A 19,364-nucleotide genomic window follows, 5' to 3' on the forward strand; every position below is an offset into this window, starting at 1 on the left:
TCATTCAAAAAGGGTTAGAAATAAAGCAAAATAAGCGCAACTTGGCGCTATTTTGCTTTATTTCATTTATTCCCGATCGCAGAAATACCTGGCAGAAACATAACCATTAGTCACAAAAGGATTATTCATATCTATTGTTATTGCCCTAAAGATAATAAATAAAACACCAATGGTCAAATAATGATAGTCATAAAACAACCATCATTATTTGACCATTGGCCTATCACTATAAAATCAGTTTTCTTTTGTCAGCAGACTTTCCAATTCTTCCGCGTTCAGACGAAGGTAGAATTGCCCGCGATAGGCTACGGAGATACCGCCTGTTTCTTCCGAAACAATAATAGCATGAGCATCCGACTGTTGAGAGATTCCCATTGCTGCGCGATGTCGCAAGCCAAGTTCTTTCGGTATATTCAAATCATGAGATACAGGAAGAATACATCCTGCCGCCTTGATACGTTTTTTACTGATTACCATTGCGCCATCGTGCAACGGACTATTCTTGAAGAATATATTTTCGATTAAACGTTGGTTGATCACCGCATCAATCAGTTCGCCCGTACGGACGACTTCGTCTAAAGGAACGTTATGCTCAATGACAATCAATGCACCGACTTTTTGTTTCCCCATATTCAAACAAGCCATTACCACCGGCATGATATCGTCATGCTTTAACGACTCTTTTTTCGAACCGTTAAAAAGACGGGCCAGTGCGCTGACATGTCGGTGAGATCCCAAAGTCAAGAGAAAACGGCGTATCTCATCCTGAAAAAGAACAATCAACGCGATCACACCCACATTCATCAATGTGTCGAAAATAGAGCCCAACAATTTCATTTCCAGCACTTGCGTCACCACCAGCCAGATCAGGATAAAAACCAGAATTCCGGTAAACACCTTGATAGAACCGGAAGCTTTCATCAATTTGTAGGTATAGTACAAAACAAAAGCTACCAGCAGAATATCGATAAAATCTTTTATGCCAAACTCAAAAAACATGCACCCTCCTCTTATTTGTCATATCCACTCTCTATTTTTAATTTCTCTGTGATCCGGACAGCTTCCACCGCTTCACGCACATCATGCACCCGCAGGATATGCGCTCCTTTCATTAACGCAACAGTGTCCAATACGGTTGTCCCGTTCAATGAATCTTGCGGAGTTCCTCCCAACAATTTATAAATCATTGATTTTCGTGAAACTCCCACTAAAACAGGAAGTTCGAAGATATGAAACTCTTCCAGATGTGCCAATAGTTCATAATTATGTTCCAGTGTCTTTCCGAATCCGAATCCCGGGTCGAGAATGATATCTTTCACTCCCAAGTTGCGAAGTTGCTGCACTTTACGGGCGAAATACAGGAAAACATCTTTTATCAGATTATCATAAGACGGTTCTTTCTGCATATTTTGGGGAGTTCCCTGCATGTGCATCATTATATAAGGTACTCCCAAGTCGGCTACTGTCTGAAACATCCGATGATCCATTTCACCGGCAGCTATGTCATTAATAATAGCCACTCCATATTCTTTCACACATTCTTCCGCCACATCAGCCCGGAAAGTATCAACGGAAATAATGGCTTCGGGATGATTACGATTCAGGATCTCCAAACCGGTGCGCAGTCTTCGCATCTCTTCTTCAGCAGAAATATGTTCGGCATTCGGCCGTGAAGAATAGGCTCCTATATCAATTATTGAAGCACCTTCATCAAGTATCTGCCGGGCCCGGGCAGCAATGTCTTCTTCAGTCTGCATCCGGCTGCCGGAATAAAAAGAATCGGGAGTAACATTTAAAATTCCCATTACCTGCGGAGTAGCAAGATCGAGCAACCGCCCTTTTACATTTATATAAATAGGAGATATAGGTTTCATCATTGACAACATTCCTTTTAGATCGCCTACAAATGTAGATAAAAAAAGCAAGTATTCGTACTAAAAAGAAGAAATAAACGTATATTTGCAAACTATAGAAGAACCCGAAAAATTCATACCATGAGCCGATTAACCCTATTTCGCGTAGGATTTCTTTTCCTCATTTTGTTCTTTACCACTACTGCTAAAGCTCAAAAAGAGGCTGAAACTTTCAATGTTGACTCTACTCTCTATGAATATTATCAACGTTGTCAAGAATACTTGTTAGAGCCTGTTGTACTTAATATGTCCGACACTTTATTCCGAATGGCCGGCGAACGGCAGGACGAACGAATGCAGGCAGTAGCCATAGCCACTCAACTGGATTATTATTATTTCCAGGGAACCAATGAAGACAGCGTAATCCACTATACCAACAAAGTAAAAGAATTCGCCAAGGCCACTCATCAGCCTAAATACTATTACTTCGCATGGGCTAATAGATTAATTACCTATTACCTAAAAACAAGCAGAACAAACATAGCACTTTATGAAGTGCAAAACATGTTAAAAGAAGCTCAAGAAGAGGATGATAAGACCGGCCTCTCCCGTTGCTATAACATCATGTCGCAAATCTACACCATCAAAAGATTCGATTCGATGGCGTTCGAGTGGCGATTGAAAGAAATCGAGCTGACTGAAAAATACAAGATCGAAAACTACAACATCTCCCAGACTTATGCCCAGATAGCCAACTATTACATCAACCAGAAAAAGCAAAAAGAAGCATTAGCTGCTGTGGAAAAAGCCATTGCGACCGCCAATTCCTCTACGCAACAAATATCTGCCAAGTTGGAATTCGTAAACTACTACAGCAAGTTCGGCGACTTTCAAGCTGCCGAAAAATTACTGAAGGAGTGTCAGGCAGCATTTGAACAGGACAAAAGACTGGAGTCTATCAAAAAGAGACTGTATAATATAGAATGTCTATACTACCAGCAGACCAAACAATATCCGAAAGCGCTGGAAGCCGCAAAAATGCAGGAAAAAGAAGAACGCCGTTTAAGCGAAAGCATACTTAGCAGCAGCCATTATCGCACACAGGGAGAAATCTACCAAAAGATGGGAAATATGACCTGGCGGTCAAATATCTGCAAATGTACATCAACACGGATGACTCTTTGAAAATAGCCAATGAGCAAGTGGCCAGCAGCGAATTCGCCACCTTATTAAATGTAGAAAAACTCAATGCCGAAAAGAAAGAACTCATGCTTCAGGCACAAGAGAAGGAGTTGCATAATAAAACAACCTTGATTATTTCATTGATTATTTTATTAGGTATCTTATTCATATTCCTTTATAGAGAAAACTTCCTGAAACGCAAACTGAAAGTTTCGGAAGCCGAACTTAAAACAAGGAATGAAGAACTTATGGTATCGAGGGAAGAATTGCGTAAAGCCAAAGATATAGCGGAGGCAAGCAGCCGGATGAAAACAACGTTTATCCAAAGCATGACGCACGAAATCCGCACACCGCTCAACTCTATCGTAGGCTTCTCGCAGGTATTAAGCGACCATTACAGCAACAGTCCGGAAACACAAGAGTTTGTCAATATCATCAAAAGCAACAGTAACGACTTGCTTCGACTGGTGACTGATGTACTCACGCTGTCCGAACTGGATCAATACGAACAACTGCCCACTGACCCCGAAACAGACCTTAATGCGATCTGTCAACTTGCATCTGAAGTTGCCAAAGATAACACGCAGAAAGATGTAGAAGTTTTATTCGAACCTGAAAGAGAAAGCCTGCTCATACGCAGTAATTCGGAACGTATATCACAAGTATTGAACAACCTGGCACATAATGCCGCTAAATTTACGACTCGTGGCAGTATTCGCATCGCTTATTCCGTATTGGAAGCAGAAAAGAAAATTGAAATCAGCGTCACCGATACAGGAACAGGCATCCCGAAAGACCAACAAGAAGCAGTATTTGAACGTTTCTACAAAATGAACTCTTTCACGCAGGGCACCGGGCTCGGACTTCCGATATGCCGGAGTATTGCCGAAAAGTTAGGAGGCAGCCTCCGGATCGATACTTCTTATACAGAAGGATGCCGGATGATCCTGACTCTTCCTTTGATATATGCCTAAGCAAAAAACTGTCCGAACTCCCATCAAATCCGAAAGAATAGCCTATCTTTGCAACGTTTTAAATAAAAGATCAGGTTATGAAACTTTCTGCTCTTTACCAGATTTTTCTGGATTGCCAATCAGTAACTACTGATAGCCGGAACTGCCCGGACGGTTCTTTGTTTATCGCCTTGAAAGGTGAGTCGTTCAACGGTAATGCATTTGCCAAATTAGCGCTGGACTCCGGATGCGCGTTTGCCATTATCGATGAAATACAGTATGCCATAGAAGGCGATCAACGATATATACTTGTAGACGACTGCCTGCAAACCATGCAGCAGCTTGCCAACTATCATCGCCGCCAACTCGGAACGCGAGTGATCGGCATTACGGGCACTAATGGGAAGACAACCACCAAAGAGTTAATTTCCAGCGTTCTCTGCCAAAACCATAATGTGCTTTATACTTTAGGTAATCTCAACAACCATATCGGTGTACCGACTACCCTGCTACGGTTAAAACCGGAGCATGACCTTGCCGTCATTGAGATGGGCGCCAACCATCCGGGGGAAATCAAGTTTCTTTGCGAAATAGCCGAACCGGATTATGGTATTATCACTAACGTAGGCAAAGCTCATCTGGAGGGATTCGGTTCTTTCGAAGGAGTTATCAAGACCAAAGGAGAGCTTTATGATTTCCTCCGCAAGAAAGATGCCATCACCTTTATCCATCACGATAACGCCTATTTGATGAATATTTCACAGGGATTGAACCTGATTTCTTATGGAACAGAAGATGATCTCTATGTCAATGGCCGGATTACCGGCAATTCGCCTTATCTTGCTTTCGAATGGAAAGCCGGTAAAGACGGTGAAGCTCATCAAGTCTGTACACAATTGATCGGAGAATATAATTTCCCCAATGCCCTGGCTGCAATCACTATCGGACGTTTCTTTGGAGTGGAAGCAAAGAAGATCGATGAAGCTCTGGCAGAGTATACGCCACAGAACAACCGTTCCCAACTTAAAAAGACGGAAGATAACACGCTTATCATTGACGCATACAACGCAAACCCAACCAGCATGATGGCTGCCTTGCAAAACTTCCGGAACATGACAGTCCCTCACAAGATGCTCATATTAGGAGATATGCGCGAACTGGGTGCTGAAGGACCGGCCGAGCATCAGAAAATCGTTGACTACATCAAAGAAAGTGATTTTGAGAAAGTATGGCTCGTGGGAGAACAGTTTGCCGCACGTGAACATTCTTTTAAAACTTATGCAAATGTGCAGGAAGTTATAAAGGATTTGCAAGAAGATAAACCCAAAGGATATACCATTCTTATTAAAGGTTCCAATGGAATCAAGCTTAGTTCAACGGTAGAATTTCTATAAAGCCGGAATGGTACACTTCAAATGATAAATGATAAATGATAAATGATAAACGGTGAATAATGGTTGACTATATCATATCCATTATTCACGTTTATTATTTGCTATCGTTCACGGCTTATCGTTCACCTTTGTTGTTCATAGGTTGCCTTTTACTATTTATTTTCATCCTCGGCCGTACGACATAATAGGCCACTAAACTAGCCAGAATCGCCCCTGTTGTATTGGCCGCAAAATCCAACCAGTCACCACCCCGGTAAGTAGTACAGTATTCCTGCAACAACTCCACACAACCGCTGAAAAGCACCGGACAAAGGAACGCCCCTACCCACGCATGCCACATCGGAGCATGATCCCTGCGATGTGCACGCAAAAACTCCAGCCACAACATCCCCGACATACCGAAATACATACAAACATGAACCAGTTTGTCTAAATTGGGAATTTCATTCAAATCCGTCTTAGGCGGTTTAAAGAACGACAGATAAATCACTGTCAAAATGATAAAAAGCGAGATAGGATATTTCTTAATATAAGATAGCATATCTAAATAATATTACAATTTTCGTGCAAATATAAGTATCATTTTCTATATTTGCACTTTAACTCGCATATTTTATAACGATTTGTAAGATAAAACAAGATTTATGGCAAAAATTGATAGAGCGAACTTCGGCAGCAAATTAGGGGTCATACTCGCTTCTGCCGGCTCTGCAGTTGGGTTGGGTAATATATGGAGGTTTCCATACGAAACAGGAAATCATGGAGGTGCCGCTTTTATACTGATCTATTTAGGTTGTATCTTTCTCTTGGGACTGCCTATTATGATTGCCGAGTTCCTGATAGGACGCCGATCAAGAGCCAACACTGCAAGAGCGTATCAAACATTAGCTCCGGGAACGCATTGGCGTTGGGTAGGACGCATGGGAGTATTAGCAGGTTTCCTGATACTTAGTTATTATGCAGTAGTAGCAGGGTGGACACTTGAATATATTCTTGAGGCTGCCACCAATGGCTTTGCCGGAAAAAACTCCGGAGAGTTTATCTCTTCTTTCCAACAATTCTCCAGTAGCCCGTGGCGACCGGTCGTATGGCTGGTAGCATTTTTATTGATTACTCATTTCATTATCGTGAAAGGAGTAGAAAAAGGGATTGAAAAGTCTTCGAAGATCATGATGCCTACCTTGTTTATCATTATCCTCATACTGGTAGTTTGTTCGGTCACTCTACCGGGAGCTGGTGCGGGTATTGAATTCCTGCTCAAACCCGACTTTAGCAAAGTGGACGGAAATGTGTTTTTAAGTGCTATGGGACAGGCTTTCTTCTCTTTGAGTCTGGGTATGGGATGCCTTTGCACCTACGCCTCTTATTTCAGTAAAGAAACCAACCTGACTAAAACAGCTTTCAGTGTAGGAATCATTGATACTTTTGTGGCAATACTAGCCGGATTTATCATCTTCCCGGCAGCCTTTTCGGTTGGCATACAACCGGATTCAGGTCCCAGTCTGATCTTTATCACGCTGCCTAATGTATTCCAACAGGCATTTGGCGGAGTTCCCGTACTAGCATACATATTCTCTGTAATGTTCTACGCATTGTTGGCGATGGCTGCTTTAACTTCTACCATCTCTTTGCACGAAGTAGTAACCGCTTATCTTCACGAGGAGTTTAATCTTTCCCGTGGAAAAGCAGCAAGGTTAGTCACCGGCGGTTGTGTCTTTCTCGGAATATTCTGTTCATTATCATTGGGAGTCATGAAAGGATTCACCGTTTTCGGACTGGGGATGTTCGATCTCTTCGACTTTGTAACAGCTAAAATCATGTTACCACTTGGCGGACTGTGTATCTCCCTCTTTACCGGATGGTATCTGGATAAAAAGATTGTATGGTCAGAGATTACCAATGACGGCTCGTTAAAGATACCGGTATACAAGCTTATCATCTTTATATTAAAATATATCGCACCAATCGCCATCTCACTGATATTTATCAATGAACTTGGGCTAATCAAGCTATAATGTGGAAAGACTTCCTTTATTATACTAAAACCGAACGACAAGGCATTATCGTCCTTGTCGTTCTTATTTTAGGAGTATATGCAGCTCCTGAACTCTTTGCCTTTTTCACTCGTACCGAAGATACCGGCTGCACAAAGAATGAGAAATCCGATCAAGAATATAATGACTTTATTGCCTCTCTCCGGGAAACAAAACCTCACAACAGGTTCGGTCATTCTTTTCCATCAACCCCTCAAAGGGAAATCAAGCTTACGATGTTCGATCCGAACACCGCGGACTCTACTACTTTCCTTTCACTCGGATTACCATCCTGGATGATAAAGAATATCCTGCACTATCGCCATAAACAAGGCAAATTCCGCCATCCGGAGGATTTTCAGAAGATATACGGACTCACAGAAGAACAATACCAGATTCTTCATCCTTATATCCAAATTACAGAAGATTTCAGTTCGAAAGATAAAGATACAATACGGTTATTAACCGTACAAAGCATACAACGGGACACACTTGTGAAATACCAACCGGGAACTGTCGTCCGCCTCAACTCTGCTGATACCACCGAACTTAAAAAGATTCCGGGAGTCGGAAGCACTATTGCCCGGATGATCGTAAATTACCGCGAACGGCTGGGGGGCTTTTGCCGGATAGAGCAGTTACAGGAGATTCATCTAAAAGCAGAAAGCTCCGCCCGTGGTTTTCTATTGACACCCATCAGATACACCGTATCAATTTAAACAAAGCCGGTATGGAACGAATGATGCGTCATCCATATATAAACTACTATCAAGCGAAGGTCATCATAGAATATCGGAAAAAGAAAGGAATCTTAAAAAGTCTAAAGCAATTATCCCTTTATGAGGAGTTCACTCCTATTGATCTTGAACGGATCGAGCCCTACATTTGTTATAATAAATAAAAAAGATGCATTCCTATCACACCAGACAAGAATGCATCACACACAAACAAAACAAACACTCTACTATCATCTTCACAGACTTCCGTAGAGAAGCGACTATAAATATATAGCTAAAAGATAGAACACTTGCAAGGCTCTACCTTTTTGGTATACATTTTTAGAAGTTAGGTTCTCTAATTAATATTTTTTAATCATACCATCCACCATATGGACTGTCCGGTCCGTGATTTTGGCAAGTCCCTCGTCATGCGTCACAATGACAAAAGTCTGCCCCAGACGGTCCCTCAAATCGAAGAACAGTTGATGTAAATCTTCTTTACTATGTGTATCCAGACTACCGGATGGTTCGTCTGCCAGAATAACTGCCGGGTCGTTAATCAAAGCCCGCGCTACCGCTACCCGTTGTTTCTCACCTCCCGACAGTTCATTCGGTTTATGAGAAGCCCGGTCAACCAGTCCCATGAAATCCAGAATCTTCATGGCACGGTCATTTGCCTCTTTGGAAGAAACGCCTGCAATAAGGGCGGGAATCATCACATTTTCCAATGCCGTAAACTCCGGCAACAGTTGATGAAACTGGAAAACAAAACCGATATTCTTATTACGGAACGCAGATAGTTCTTTCTCTTTCATCCGGCTTACTACTGTTCCGTCAATCTGCACCGTACCCGCGTCCGGTTCATCGAGAGTGCCCATGATCTGCAACAAAGTCGTTTTACCGGCACCGCTCGGACCTACGATACTGACAATTTCTCCTTTATTGATTTCCAGATCAATGCCTTTCAACACTTGTAATGAGCCGAAACTCTTCGTTATACCTTCTAGTTTTATCATAATAGCCTTTATAATCGTTTAATGACATATTCAGCCAGATAGCACCCAAACACGGCCGGCATATAACTGACTGTTCCACACGTCGATTTCTTATTCTGTTCATCATCCGTCAGCAACACGGCTTTCGGGTCGGCTTGTTCCGTACTGAACACTACCGGAAGTTTCCGTTTCATTCCCATCTTCTGCAAGCGTTTCCGTACCGCCTTGCTCAAACCGCAATGATACGTTTCCCAAAGATCGGCAAAACGAACCTGGGTGATGTCACTCTTCGCTCCTGCTCCCATACTGGAAACAATCTTTATACGACGTTTCATCGCCTCATAAATCAGAAAGCATTTCGGACTGATTGTATCAATAGCATCTACTATAAAATCATATTGATTGGCATCCAACAGTTCCGGTATATTCTCATCTTTCAGGTAGACGGGCAGAACGGTCAATTCGATATCCGGATTTATATCTTTATAACGGGCAGCCAATACTTCCGCTTTCGCCTTTCCCAATGTGGAATGCATAGCCGGCAACTGACGATTCATATTGGTAGGTTGCACTGTATCAGCATCTACAATCGTCATCCGTCCGACTCCTGCGCGGCAGATCATCTCGGCGGCGTAAGCTCCCACTCCACCCAATCCCACGACCAATACGTGCGCGTTCCGGATGCGTTCCATCTTTTCCTCTCCTAACAGGAGTGCTGTTCTCTGTTGCCAGTCGTATCTTTCCATCAGTTTTTCTTTAACCATTTATAGAACCATTTACCCACTTTCTCATAATGTTGAGACTCATTATGCCCGCGAGGATCAGAGAATGACACAATTTCCTGCGGTTCTCCAAACTGATCGGGATAGATGATAATCAAACTATTATTAGAGAAATATTTTCCCAGTTGCGCCGGCAGACGTTCAAAAGAGGTATCGTAAGAGATAGACCCGCGACGGGCAGAAACAACCACCAGCAAGTGGTCATAATTCACCTGTCCTGTCAATAACAGGAGATCTTCCCATTCTTCCAGGATGGAAAATTCTGTCGGGGTACCTGCATGTCTTTTCTTCACCAGTTGCTGAAGGCGCATCAATGTACGCTCATTGGCAAAGAAATGCACCCGACAGCCGAGGATGCTTCCCATACGGCAGAAATGTTCCACCCACTTTGAGAAACCCGATTCATATTCAGCCTTTGGCGGAACGGCAATATTAATTCGCCGCAGGGTGTTAACCGGCATCAGGAATTTGGCAATCATCACTTCACGATGCGTACCTTTCAATAGGCTTTCAGCCAGATGTCCGAAGAAAGAGTCGACAATATTGGCCTTCCGGTGCAGACCGATCACAACATCCGTAGCTTCATACTCTTTGATCGTATGGATAATCCCCGAAGCAATATTCAAATCATAACGGCTCACCATCGTGACAGGCACATCGGCGGCGGCAGCAATCATAGCAGCCTTCTCCAGGTTACGTTTACCCTGCTGCTCTTTCTTCTCCGAACTGTTATTGTCATTAATCACATTCAATGCAACCAATGCATTCTTCTGCTTGGCATCCTTTATCACCAAAGCCAGATTAACCAAATCTTCAATCGTCTCCGGATTAGCGACCGGAATCAGGATCTGTTCCTTATTTATCTGTTTAGCTTCTTCTTCCGCTTGCACATTTTCATCCAGAGCGAAACGGCGGGCCGAACGTTCGGTCACCAAAGAACTGATGACGCAAGTGAAAAGTATCATCACTACCGTGCCGTTCAATACATCATCATTCAACAAGCGTTCTCCATTCTCCATAATAATTTCGTGGCCGATCAGTACTGCTGCCAGTGTAGCCGCAGCCTGCGCATTACTCAAGCCAAATATCATGCTCCGCTCATTCGACTGCATCCGGTATATCTTCTGCGTGATCCAGGCAGCCAACCATTTACTAAAAGTCGCCACTACTGTCATTACAATAGCCACCTTCAATGCTTCACCTCCGGTAAACAGGCTCCTTACATCAATAATCATCCCGACGCCAATCAGGAAATAAGGAATAAACAAGGCATTTCCCACAAACTCCAGGCGGTTCATCAAAGGAGATACATGAGGAATCAAACGATTCAACACCAAGCCTGCCAGGAAAGCGCCTAAAATTCCTTCCATTCCCACGAATTCCATCAACCCTCCTCCAAGGAAAACCATTGCCAGTACAAACACAAACTGCATCACGCTGTCATCATACTTCCGGAAGAACCAACGTCCGATGCGGGGAAAGAAGAAAACAATCAGGAATCCGAGAAAAGCCACTTTTGCCACAAGGAATACCCAGAACCAACCATCAACAGTGCCTTTAAACATACCACCTATGACGGCTAGAATAATCAAAGCAAGGGTGACGGTGACAGCCGTTCCCCCAATGGTTATATTGACGCTGCGCAAACGCGACAATCCATAACGGCTAATAATAGGATAGGCAATCAAGGTATGAGAAGCATACATACTTGCCAATAACACCGCCGTGAGAAAGCCATAACCCAGCATACTCATACTACTCCATATTCCCAACGCCATCGGAATCAGAAAGGTGAGCCAGCCGAACACAACACTTTTCGTCCGGTTTTTCTTAAAGTCCTCCATATCCATTTCGAGCCCGGCAAGAAACATGATATAATATAATCCCACTTTGCCGAAGAGTTCGAAACTGCTGTCACGGTCGAGCACATGAAAGCCGTGTTCGCCAATCAATACACCCGCCAGAATCATGCCTATAATATGAGGTATATGAAGACGTCCGAGGATCATCGGAGCAAAGAGAATGATAATCAATACCAAAAAGAATACCCAAGTCGGTCGGTAATCGGTAAGGTTAAATTAAAATCAAACAGGTTCATAGGCTGTGGCTTTAGGAATTCAATGCAAAGGAACAAAAAAGTTTGCAGAATCACAATGAATGTCCAGACGTATTATTCAGTAGTCAATTACTCACTTTACTACTTTTCTTCCCCCGCTTACCTATCAAGATCTATTTCATTAGGCACTTTTATTTCGTTCTACTATAGTGTCTCTTGCGTATGACTATAGTTATACGCAAGGGAGACTATAGTTACCCTTACGTTACACTATAGTTAAACGAAGTAATATTAGGCAATAAAGATAATCTTATCAAGCTACGAAACCAATCCGATTCGCATCGCGACGGAGAACGCATCCCTTTTGGTGCATTTATCCGATCCAACAACCACACTTGATTATACGTAAGGTTAAAGAAATCCGCCGAAAAACTGAAATATTTCTCTCAAAAGCGATGTTTATATGCTAAATTGTTATAATTTTGCAGCCAAATCTTTTCTATTCGACAGGAAAGAAATTCAATATTCACAATTTAACAAAAGAAAAAGATGAAAGTAGCTATTGTTGGCGTAAGCGGAGCCGTAGGACAAGAATTCCTGCGCGTGCTCGATGAGAGAAACTTCCCGATGGACGAGTTAGTTTTGTTCGGTTCTAAACGTAGTGCCGGAACAACTTATACTTTCCGCGGTAAACAGATCGAGGTGAAACTCTTACAACACAACGATGACTTTAAAGGGGTAGACATTGCTTTCACTTCTGCCGGTGCAGGAACATCCAAGGAGTTCGAAAAAACAATCACCAAGTATGGTGCTGTGATGATCGACAACTCCAGCGCATTCCGTATGGATGCCGATGTACCTTTGGTTGTGCCTGAAGTAAATGCCGAAGATGCATTGGAACGTCCGCGTGGCGTTATTGCTAACCCGAATTGTACGACTATCCAGATGGTAGTTGCACTGAAAGCCATCGAAAAGCTTTCTCATATAAAAACCGTGCATGTGTCTACCTATCAGGCAGCAAGTGGCGCGGGTGCTGCTGCTATGGACGAATTGTACGAACAATATCGCCAGGTATTGGCAAACGAGCCTGTGACTGTAGAGAAGTTTGCCTATCAGTTGGCTTTCAACCTGATTCCGCAAATTGACGTATTTACAGAAAACGGTTATACGAAAGAGGAAATGAAAATGTATAATGAAACACGTAAGATCATGCATTCTGACGTAAAGGTTAGTGCAACTTGTGTACGTGTTCCTGCATTACGCGCTCACTCTGAAAGTATCTGGGTAGAAACAGAACGTCCGATTTCCGTAGAAGAAGCTCGTGAAGCATTCGCTAACGGTGAAGGGCTGGTTCTTCAGGACAATCCGGCAGAAAAAGAATACCCGATGCCGCTGTTCCTGGCAGGTAAAGATCCGGTATACGTAGGCCGTATCCGCAAAGACCTGACAAACGAAAACGGATTGACTTTCTGGATTGTAGGTGACCAGATCAAGAAAGGCGCTGCTCTGAATGCAGTTCAGATTGCCGAATATCTGATTAAAGTAAAAAATATCTAATACAATAGACTGGATATAATATCCGGTCAATGACAGATAAGCCAAATAAATCAACCGGCTTGCAATGTGATAGTGATCGCAATGCAAGCGGTTTTTTATTTTCTAAATTACCTATTAAAGAAAAGGTACCTATTATTAGGTAAAATATCCCCAGCTACAGGTATTAAGATTTGTGAAAATAACTATTTATAGTGATTGATATAAACTTGGTTTTTATCGAATTTTGCACAAAACTTATCTATGAAATATTGTCTTTTTAACATAGCATTCTGGGGGCTGCTATTTTTCAATTTATTTGAGGCCGCAGCTAATTCAAACATCTATACAATCTCGGGACGTGTGACCGAGCCCAAAACGAATTCCCCCTTGCCCGGTGCTCCATTCTCATTAAAGGCACCTATTTATGGACTGTATCCAATCAGAAAGGCGAATTCACGATACAAGGAGTGCAGGAGGGAAAATATAATCTGGAAGTTTCTTTTCTGGGTTATGTACCGGCAACAATTCCGGTAAATGTGCACAGTAATATCAAAAACCTACATATAGAACTCAAAGAAAACACGCTTGCACTGGATGATGTAGTCGTTACTGCACAAGCACCCAAGAATGAGTTAAACACTACGCTCACTATCGGTAATAATGCGCTGGAACATTTGCAGGTATCCAACGTGAGCGATATCTCCGCTCTTCTTCCGGGAGGAAAAACAAAAGTGCCGGATCTCACCACTAATAATATCTTCTCATTGCGCGACGGAGGGTCGACAGCCGGTAATGCAGCCTTTGGGACAGCCGTTGAAGTGGATGGGGTACGTATTGGCAATAATGGCTCATTTGGAAATATGAACGGAGTGGATACCCGTAATATCACCGTGGCGGATATTGAATCGGTTGAAGTCATCACCGGAGTACCTTCGGCTGAATATGGGGACTTGAATAGCGGAATAGTCAAGATTCACACCCGGAAAGGGAAAACACCCTGGAACATATTATTGTCCATCAATCCCCGCACCGAACAGGTTCCTTCTCCAAAGGATTGGATTTAGGAAACGACAAAGGCGTTATCAATATAAACGGAGAATGGACAAAGGCTACCCAAAAGTTGGTATCTCCCTATTCGTCTTATACGAGAAGGGGATTCTCTGCCGGATATAGCAACACTTTCAGCAAAGTGTTCAGATTCGATATCGGTGTGACAGGTAATATCGGAGGAATGAATACCAAAGATGACCCGGATGCCTATTCGGGAGAATACAACAAAGTGAGGGATAACGTATTCCGGGCAAACACTTCACTGGCCTGGCTGCTCAATAAATCGTGGATTACCAACCTCAAGTTCGACGCATCGGTATACTACAATGACAATAACTCCCATGCACATACTTTCTATTCGTATGCATCGGAACAACCTGCTGTTCATGCCACGCAGGAAGGATATTTTATGGCAAGCAAACTGCCATATACCTACTTTGCGGACCAGATCATCGACTCCAAAGAACTGGATTATGCCGCATCGTTAAAATATGAATGGAACAGACGGTTCAAGACTGTAAACAGCAACCTGAAAGCGGGTGTTCAGTGGAAAGCAACAGGGAATGTGGGTGAAGGAGAATATTACAAAGACCCTTCACTGGCTCCGAACGGTTATCGCCCCCGCCCTTACACCGCTTATCCATATATGCATAACGTTTCGCTTTATGCAGAAGAGAGTCTGTCGTTACCAGTGGGAAACACGATGCTTAGACTGATGGCGGGAGTGCGTTGGGAACATTTGTTTATCAAGGGAACGAACTATAAAAACCTGAATACTCTTTCACCGCGTTTCAATGCCAGATGGCAGTTGAACGAACATATCGCTATCCGTGGCGGTTGGGGAATCACTGAAAAGCTTCCCTCTTTCTATACCTTGTACCCCAAACAGGAATACCGGGACATACAGACATTCGGTTTTTCTTATAATAACAATGAATCATCTTATATCTATTACAGCCAGCCCTACACATTACTGCACAATGAGAATCTACGCTGGCAACGGAATCAGAATTCGGAATTGGGCATTGACGTCCACATAGCCCGGACCAGGATTTCGCTAGTCGGTTATTTCAACCGTACCAAGTTACCGTATAAATACACGAGTTCCTATAACCCGTTCTCTTACGATGTTCTCCAATTACCGGAGGGATTCACTATGCCGGCCAATCCGCAAATCAATGTGGATAATCAGACGGGAATGGTGTACATACGTGACAATGCATCGAGCTACTGGACTCCTATGGACGTAAAGGTGACCGACCAGACTTTTATCAAGTCAACCTCTCCCGATAATGGAATGGACGTCATTCGCCGCGGAGCGGAAATGATTGTTGATTTCCCGGAAATAACTCCTATCCGTACGCAATTCCGGTTAGATGCCTCCTATGCTTATACTAAATATATCGACAATTCTTTGTCTTATTATTATCAGAACGGATGGTCGCACACCAGTCTTGCCAACCGCTCCTACCAATATGTAGGTATCTATGCCAATGGCGACAACTTATCGACGACTGCCAACGGTAAACGTACCCACTCATTGGATGCCAATATCACAGCCATCACCCGTATTCCGAAAGCCAGGCTGATTATTTCATGCAGACTGGAGGCTTCGCTTGTGAAGCGTTCGCAGAATATCTCCGAATATAAGGGAAAAGAATACGCGTTCAACGTAAGTGAAAGCAGCAATGCCCAAACGGGTGGAAGCATTTATAACGGCGACTCTTATACGGCTATCTGGCCGGTGGCATATCTCGACCTGAACAATGAGATGCATCCTTTCACGTCAGCCGAAGCCGAGAATCCGGAATTCTCTTATCTGATACGCAAATCGGGCAATGCCTACACATTTGCAGCAGATGGATATGATCCTTATTTCTCCGCCAATATCAACATAACCAAAGAGATTGGCGACCATGTGTCTCTTTCTCTTAACGCTATCAATTTCACCAATTCACGGCCGTATGTAAAATCTCATGCAACCGGTGTGAGCGCGCTCTTTACCCCGGATTTCTATTATGGACTTACTTGCCGTATTAAATTTTAAAGATATGAAGCAGTCTATCTACATATTATTACTAACAGTGACCGGCCTCCTTGCAGGATGCACGGATCTTGATAAAGAAAATCCGTACGACGATCAGTTGCACAGCCTGCAAGTGACTGCCGTATACCCGGATGGATACTCGGAATATCTCCGGGAAGGAGTGACCGTAAAGATTGAAGACGTCGACCGTGGAAATTCTTATAAGGCTAAAACCGACAAGAACGGAGTGGCGCAATTCTCTCTGACTAAAGGTATATATCGCGTGCAGGTCAGCGACAAGGACGGACAGGATATTTTCAACGGACTGGCCGATAATGTGAAACTGACCAGCGGAAACATGGCGTTCAACCTCCCGCTCATCCATTCCAGAGCCGGGGCTATTATTATTAAGGAGATTTATTGCGGAGGATGTACAAAGTTGCCGCTGGAGGGAAACTACCAGTCCGACAAATATATAATCCTGCATAATAACGATTCGGAAGTGCAATATCTCGATAGTTTATGTTTCGGAGCGCTCGATCCTTACAACTCACAAGCTACCAATGTATGGGTAACACAGGATGAAATAACCGGAGCAACCATCTTCCGGGATTTTGCTCCCATCGTTCAGTGCATCTGGCAGTTTGGCGGTACCGGCAAGACTTTCCCGCTTCAACCGGGAGAAGATGCAGTGATTGCCATCAATGGAGCAGTTGACCATGCAGCGCAATACCCGCAATCTGTCAATCTGAACAAACCGGGATATTTTGTCTGCTACAATAACGTTTATTTTCCGAATACGCAGTATCATCCGGCTCCGGGCGATCAGATCACACCGGATCATTATCTGAATGTGGTATTGAAAACCGGACAGGCAAATGCTTACTCGTTCTCTATTTTTTCTCCTGCTACGGTTATCTTTAAAGCTAAGGATACCACGATACAGGACTTTGTTCTAAAAGAGGGAAGTGTGATACAAAAACCGGGAAGTACCACCGACCGGGTGATAGCAGTTCCGCTCGACTGGGTGATTGACGGAGCGGAAGTGTACTACGGTGGTTCCTCCAACAACAAGAAACGTATATCTCCTTCCATCGACGCAGGATATGTCACTCAAAGTGCGACATACAATGGACGCAGCTTATATCGACATGTGGACGAAGAAGCTACGCAGGAAGCAGGTTATGAAGTATTGATGGACACCAACAACTCTTCTACCGATTTTTATGAAAGAGAAAAACAATCTTTGCATGAGTGAGATGAAAAAAATATATATAACAGGTCTTTGGTTACTATGTATAGTGTACGGCGTTTCGGCACAGACTTACGACATTATAGAACGGCGTAATCCCTGGAATGCCGGAGAAAATGTCACAGGTATCAGGATGGATAGCATCTCTTCTTCCTATGCCGAACTGTATGGTAAGAATAACCATGGTGATTTCCACCACTCTTACGAAGCGGAGAAATCATGGAATGCCGGAGCAATAGCCAAGTCTATCACTCATCTGAAAGGGTATTCGCTGACTGGTTCTTTCTCATTCGATCATACTTCCGGTAAGGACATGAGTGGTTCCATGTTTATCCAGCCGGGATTTTATCCGGTAGACATTCTGGAGTTCACCCCCGGACGCAAAGACCTGCAACGATACGCTTTTATGGGCGGTATTGCATCAGATATTGCACCTAACTGGCGATTGGGAGGAAAGGTTGACTTTGCCGCCTCCAACTATTCCAAACGGAAAGACTTGCGACATACCAATTATCGACTGGATTTGAAAGTAGCCCCCAGCGTGATGTATCACTCGGGCGATCTAGCCATTGGTTTTTCTTATATATTCAGCAAAAACAGCGAATCGATCAAGGCGGAAGTAATCGGGACTACCGAAAACTCTTACAACGCCTTCTTGGATAAAGGACTGATATATGGAGCTTATGAAGCATGGGACGGCAGCGGGATTCATCTAAGCGAATCGGGAATCAACGGCTTTCCGATCAAAGAACTGTCTAACGGGGGAGCACTGCAACTTCAATGGAAGGGATTTTATGGAGATATCGAATATACCTATTCTTCGGGGTCTGCCGGTGAAAGAGATGCTATCTGGTTCAAATTCCCCACTCACCGGATTGCCTCTCATTTGAGTTATCATTTCAAACAGGGAAAGAAAGAGCATTTTCTACGATTGAACCTGCAATGGTCACATTTGGTCAACAACGAGAATGTGATTAATAAGGAGACTGTTAACGGAATAACGACGACTTATATCAACGGCTCCAACCGCATTTTCGAAAGAGATGCTTTCTCGGTCCATCCCGAATATGAATTTATAAGTCCTCGTACAGAAGTTCGTTTGGGAACACATATTTCAACTTTCAAACGACTGACTACCCAGATGTATCCGTATGTAGCGTCGGAAAAGATGCTTTGTACGCAGACTTATGTATCCAGCGTGTTTCATATAGGGAAATTTGACTTAAAGGCAGCCGCTTCCTTTGCCATAGGAAACTCTACCGAGAAAAACAGAGTCGTTGCAACAGATACGGAGCCGGGTGATCCACCTTATCGTCTGACAGATTATTATAATCTGCAGAATGAATATGCTACCGCTCCACAAGCAACGCTTCGTCTCGGTTTACGCTATCATTTCAACCATGGGATCTATGCTGAAGTACAGGGAAGTTATACACGCGGTTTCAACCTTCACTATATAGATGGTTCGAGCCGTTGGAATGAGACTATCAAGTTAGGATATACTTTTTGAGGACCGGGATATGCTTTTTGAAA

10 protein-coding genes and 4 pseudogenes are annotated in these 19,364 nt (G+C 43.4%); 8 read left to right on the top strand and 6 right to left on the bottom strand.

The genetic code is table 11. The features are described 5' to 3' along the window. Positions 1 to 234 precede the first annotated feature (234 nt). Positions 235 to 999: a diadenylate cyclase CdaA gene (gene cdaA, locus DXA05_RS11810; protein ID WP_128859174.1), complete on the bottom strand. Its 765-nt coding sequence runs from the start codon at positions 997 to 999 to the stop codon at positions 235 to 237. Positions 1,000 to 1,010: 11 nt separating this feature from the next. After that, positions 1,011 to 1,877, bottom strand: a complete 867-nt coding sequence (gene folP, locus DXA05_RS11815; RefSeq protein ID WP_225450258.1) for a dihydropteroate synthase — start codon at positions 1,875 to 1,877, stop codon at positions 1,011 to 1,013. Positions 1,878 to 1,994: 117 nt separating this feature from the next. Between folP and DXA05_RS11820 the strand changes: the two are divergent. Continuing rightward, positions 1,995 to 4,009 (top strand): annotated as a pseudogene (locus DXA05_RS11820) (HAMP domain-containing sensor histidine kinase). A gap of 77 nt (positions 4,010 to 4,086) precedes the next feature. Then, on the top strand, positions 4,087 to 5,382 hold the full coding sequence (gene murF, locus DXA05_RS11825) for a UDP-N-acetylmuramoyl-tripeptide--D-alanyl-D-alanine ligase (protein ID WP_074909683.1): 1,296 nt from the start codon (positions 4,087 to 4,089) through the stop codon (positions 5,380 to 5,382). Positions 5,383 to 5,497: 115 nt separating this feature from the next. Here the strand turns inward: murF and DXA05_RS11830 are convergent, their stop codons facing one another. Then, positions 5,498 to 5,923, bottom strand: a complete 426-nt coding sequence (locus DXA05_RS11830) for a VanZ family protein (RefSeq protein WP_055235245.1) — start codon at positions 5,921 to 5,923, stop codon at positions 5,498 to 5,500. 103 nt (positions 5,924 to 6,026) lie between these two features. Between DXA05_RS11830 and DXA05_RS11835 the strand changes: the two genes are divergently transcribed. Together DXA05_RS11835 and DXA05_RS11840 are read left to right on the top strand one after the other, a co-directional pair. Next, positions 6,027 to 7,397 carry a sodium-dependent transporter gene (locus DXA05_RS11835; RefSeq protein WP_008642982.1) on the top strand — a complete coding sequence of 457 codons (1,371 nt, stop codon included), beginning with the start codon at positions 6,027 to 6,029 and terminating at the stop codon, positions 7,395 to 7,397. Continuing rightward, a pseudogene (locus DXA05_RS11840) lies at positions 7,397 to 8,316 on the top strand (helix-hairpin-helix domain-containing protein). Before DXA05_RS11835 ends, DXA05_RS11840 begins: the two are co-directional and overlap by 1 nt. Positions 8,317 to 8,493: 177 nt before the next feature. On the opposite strand, the gene DXA05_RS11845 reads toward DXA05_RS11840, so the two are convergent. The 3 genes and pseudogenes from DXA05_RS11845 to DXA05_RS11855 form a co-directional block, all read right to left on the bottom strand. Then, positions 8,494 to 9,150, bottom strand: a complete 657-nt coding sequence (locus DXA05_RS11845) for an ABC transporter ATP-binding protein (protein WP_128859175.1) — start codon at positions 9,148 to 9,150, stop codon at positions 8,494 to 8,496. A gap of 8 nt (positions 9,151 to 9,158) precedes the next feature. Next, the gene (locus DXA05_RS11850; RefSeq protein ID WP_009039800.1) at positions 9,159 to 9,875 is read right to left on the bottom strand and encodes a tRNA threonylcarbamoyladenosine dehydratase; all 717 of its coding nucleotides are present in this window, start codon (positions 9,873 to 9,875) and stop codon (positions 9,159 to 9,161) included. After that, positions 9,875 to 12,009, bottom strand: a pseudogene (locus tag DXA05_RS11855) (cation:proton antiporter). The gene DXA05_RS11850 and the pseudogene DXA05_RS11855 overlap by 1 nt, the downstream one beginning before the upstream one ends. Before the next feature lie 507 nt (positions 12,010 to 12,516). Here DXA05_RS11855 and DXA05_RS11860 point away from each other — a divergent pair. From DXA05_RS11860 to DXA05_RS11875, 4 genes and pseudogenes are all read left to right on the top strand, one after another. After that, a complete protein-coding gene (locus DXA05_RS11860) occupies positions 12,517 to 13,524 on the top strand; it encodes an aspartate-semialdehyde dehydrogenase (protein ID WP_004299708.1) in 1,008 nt (335 codons plus the stop codon). Between the two features lie 240 nt (positions 13,525 to 13,764). After that, a pseudogene (locus DXA05_RS11865) lies at positions 13,765 to 16,600 on the top strand (TonB-dependent receptor). A gap of 4 nt (positions 16,601 to 16,604) precedes the next feature. Beyond that, positions 16,605 to 17,837 (top strand): DUF4876 domain-containing protein, encoded by a 1,233-nt coding sequence (locus tag DXA05_RS11870; protein ID WP_118407423.1) that lies wholly within the window; start codon positions 16,605 to 16,607, stop codon positions 17,835 to 17,837. Further along, positions 17,830 to 19,341: a DUF6850 family outer membrane beta-barrel protein gene (locus DXA05_RS11875; protein WP_128859177.1), complete on the top strand. Its 1,512-nt coding sequence runs from the start codon at positions 17,830 to 17,832 to the stop codon at positions 19,339 to 19,341. Before DXA05_RS11870 ends, DXA05_RS11875 begins: the two co-directional genes overlap by 8 nt. The last annotated feature ends 23 nt before the right edge of the window (positions 19,342 to 19,364 follow it).

Source organism: Bacteroides sp. AM54-2NS, from assembly GCF_003602935.1.
In the GTDB taxonomy this organism is placed as follows: domain Bacteria; phylum Bacteroidota; class Bacteroidia; order Bacteroidales; family Bacteroidaceae; genus Bacteroides; species Bacteroides xylanisolvens.